The sequence below is a fragment of the Zoogloea ramigera genome (assembly GCF_006539865.1).
Lineage (GTDB): Bacteria > Pseudomonadota > Gammaproteobacteria > Burkholderiales > Rhodocyclaceae > Zoogloea > Zoogloea ramigera.
Genome location: NZ_BJNV01000138.1, coordinates 1 through 3,835, shown reverse-complemented (window position 1 = coordinate 3,835; position 3,835 = coordinate 1). Strand labels below are relative to the sequence as shown.

2 protein-coding genes are annotated in these 3,835 nt (G+C 62.6%); both read right to left on the bottom strand.

Features of this window, described 5'->3' with window-relative positions:
- Positions 1-3,066, bottom strand: a 3,066-nt coding sequence (locus ZRA01_RS19985; protein ID WP_141355125.1) for an efflux RND transporter permease subunit, incomplete at its 3' end; no start/stop codon positions are given.
- Positions 3,067-3,077: 11 nt separating this feature from the next.
- A partial coding sequence (locus ZRA01_RS19980; protein WP_174851635.1) for a copper-binding protein occupies positions 3,078-3,835 on the bottom strand: 758 nt, incomplete at its 5' end.

Below are 3,835 nucleotides of genomic sequence, written 5' to 3'. Positions count from 1 at the left end.
AGTCAGCACCGTCGAGGAAATCATCCCGCCAACCATCGGCGCAGCAATGCGGCTCATCACCTCGGAGCCGGTGCCCGTCCCCCACATGATCGGTAAAAGGCCGGCCATGATCGCGACGACGGTCATCATCTTCGGGCGCACGCGCTCGACAGCGCCCTCCATCACCGCTGCGTAGAGGTCACTGACGTTCGGACTGCGGCCACTCTCGCGGCACGTCGCCTTCACGGCTTCCCAGGCGTGATCGAGGTAGATCAGCATCACCACGCCGGTTTCCGCCGCCACGCCAGCCAGCGCGATGAAGCCCACCGCCACCGCCACCGACAGGTTGTAGTCCAGCAGCCACATCAGCCACACGCCACCAACCAGCGCGAAAGGCACCGACAGCATCACGATCAGCGTTTCGGTGAGGCGCCGGAAGTTCAGGTAAAGGAGCAAGAAGATCGTCAGAAGGGTGATCGGGATGACGACCTTCATTTTCTCGATGGCCCGCTCCATGAACTCGAACTGGCCGCTCCACGTTACGTAGTAGCCCGCCGGGAACTTGATCTGCTCTGCCACCGCCTTCTTCGCGTCGGCCACGTAGCCACCGATGTCCCGGTCGCGGATGTCCACGAAGATGTAGGCCGACAGCAGCGCATTTTCGGTGCGGATGCCCGGTGTGCCCTTGGCGACGACGACCTTCGCCAACTGGCCGAGCGGCACCATCGCTCCGCCCATGGTCGGCACCAACACCTCGCGGGCAATCTGCTGCGGGTCGGAGCGCAGCTCACGCGGATAGCGTACCGTTACCCCGAAGCGCTCACGGCCCTCAACAGTGGTGGTCACCATCTCACCGCCCAACGCGCTGCCGATCACATCCTGCAACTCGCCAACGGAAAGACCGTAGCGGGCCAGCTGTTCCCGGTCGGGCTCGATGTTGAGGTAGAAGCCACCGGTGATGCGCTCGGCAAAGGCACTGGTGGTGCCGGGCACCGTTTTGACGACCGCCTCGATCTCCTTAGCCAGTTTCTCCATTTCACCGAGATCCTTGCCGAAGACCTTGATGCCGATCGGCGTACGGATGCCGGTGGACAGCATGTCGGTGCGGGCCTTGATCGGCATCGTCCAGGCATTGGCCACACCCGGGAACTGCAGCGCCTTATCCATTTCAGAGATCAACTTGTCGGTCGTCATGCCGGGACGCCATTCGGTTTGCGGCTTGAGGTTGATGACCGTCTCGAACATCTCGGTCGGCGCCGGGTCGGTGGCGGTATTGGCACGGCCGGCCTTGCCAAAGACTGATTCGACTTCCGGAAAGCTCTTGATGATCTTGTCCTGGGTCTGCATCAGCTCGGCAGCCTTGGTGATCGACATGCCCGGCAGGGACGCCGGCATATAGAGCAAAGTACCTTCGTTGAGGGTCGGCATAAACTCGGAGCCAAGGCGGGACGCGGGATAGACCGATATAGCCAGGACGATCACCGCGAGGACGATGGTCAGCTTCTTCCAGCGCATCACGGCGGCGATGATCGGCCGGTACACCCAGATCAGAACCCGGTTCACCGGGTTCTTTGCCTCCGGCATGATCTTGCCGCGGATGAACAGCAGCATCAGTACCGGCACCAGTGTCACCGACAGAATCGCCGCGCCGGCCATCGAAAAGGTCTTGGTGTAGGCCAGCGGCGAGAACATCCGCCCTTCCTGTCCTTCCAGGCTGAAGACTGGCAGGAAGGAAACAGTGATGATCAGGAGTGAGAAGAACAGCGCCGGCCCCACTTCCTTGCAGGCGGCCAGCATCGCCTCAAAGCGCTCCGCCGCCGAATGCCCTTCCGGCAGGCGCTCCAGGTGCTTGTGGGCATTCTCGATCATCACGATGGCCGCATCGATCATCGCGCCGATGGCAATGGCGATGCCCCCCAGACTCATCAGGTTGGAGTTCATGCCGAGCAGACGCATGGCGATGAAGGCCATCAGCACCCCCACCGGCAGCATCAGGATCGCCACCAAGGCGCTCCTCACATGCATCAGGAAGACGATGCAGACCAGCGCGACGATGATGGACTCCTCGATCAACGTGCCCTTGAGGGTTTCGATGGCCCGGTGGATCAGCTCCGAGCGGTCATACACGGTCTGTACCGTCACGCCTTGGGGCAGGCCAGGGCCGATTTCGGCGATCTTGTCCTTCAGGTTGTGGATGACCTCCAGCGCATTCTGGCCATAGCGGGCCATGGCAATTCCCGCGACAACTTCTCCTTCACCATTCAGTTCGGTCAGGCCGCGCCGTTCGTCCGGGGCCAGCTCCACCCGGGCGATGTCGCGGATCAGCACCGGCGTGCCCTTGTCGGCCTTCACCACCAAGAGTTCGATATCGTCCTTGCCGCGCAGGTAGCCCTTACCGCGCACCATGTACTCGGTCTCGGCCATTTCCACCACGCGGCCACCCACATCCCGGTTGGAGTCCCGGATCACCTGGGCGACCTTCATCAGCGGAATGCTGTAGGCGCGCAGCTTCACCGGATCGACAGTGACCTGATAGGTCTGCACGAAGCCGCCTATTGAAGCGACTTCCGCCACCCCGTGGGCCTTGGCGAGCTGGTAGCGCACGTACCAGTCCTGGATGGTGCGCAGTTCGGCGAGGGTCTTGTCCTTGGCCAACAGCGCGTACTGATACACCCAGCCGACACCGGTGGCATCCGGCCCGATCTGCGGCGTGATGCCTTTGGGCATGCGGCCGGAGGCGAAGTTGAGGTATTCCAGCACCCGCGAGCGCGCCCAGTAGATGTCGGTGCCGTCCTCGAAGATGATATAGACGAAGGACGCCCCGAAGAACGAGAAGCCGCGCACCACCTTGGACTTGGGCACCGACAGCATCGCCGTGGTAAGCGGATAGGTGACCTGATCCTCGACCACTTGCGGTGCCTGACCGGGGTATTCGGTGTAGACGATGACCTGCACGTCGGACAGGTCGGGCAGCGCGTCGATGGGCGTGCGCAGCACCGCAAACACCCCGGCGGCGAGAATGAAAAGCGTGGCGAGCAGAACCAGGAAGCGGTTCCGGCCCGACCAGTCGATGATCCTGGCAAGCATGATGTGTCCTGTCAGTGGCCTGCGTGAGGGTTGGCTGCAGGCACCGGCGTTGCCGCCTTGCTGGCAGGCACAGCCGAGGTGATGACCCATTCCCCGGGCTGACGCTCGACGAACTCGACATCGACCTTGGCACCCGGCTTCAAGATCTGCAGCAGCGATGGATTGGCCACCTTGAACTCCATGGTCATCGCCGGCCACTTCAGGCTGGCGACCGGGCCGTGACTCAGGCTGACCGTACCGGCTTTGGCGTCCACCTCATCGACCGATCCTTCTGCACGATGACCCGCTGTCTTGGGCGCAAGTGCGGCCTTGTCGCCGTCCTTTTCGGATTTCGGTGCAGCGCCATGGCCGGAATGTCCAAAGCCTCCGACCGCTGCCTTCAGGTTGCTTTCCGCATCGATGAGGAAGTTCGCCGCGACCACCACCTCTTCGCCAGCCTTCACGCCACTGAGCACTTCCAGATGGGTATCGCTTCGGGCACCCAGCTTGACCTCACGGGGCTCGAAACGTCCTTCGCCTCGGGCAATGAGGACGATCTGACGTGTTCCACTGTCGATCACTGCCGAGGCCGGCACCGTGACCACTTGTCCCTTGCCACCCACAGGCACCTCCACCTGGGCGAACATCGCGGGCTTCAGGAGCTGGCCCGGATTGGCCAGTTCGACCCGCACCGGCACCGTTCGCGTTTCCGCATTGAGGGTCGGATAGACATAGGTCACGCGGCCCTCGAAGACCTTGTCCGGGTAGGCATTGATGCGCACCTTCGCCA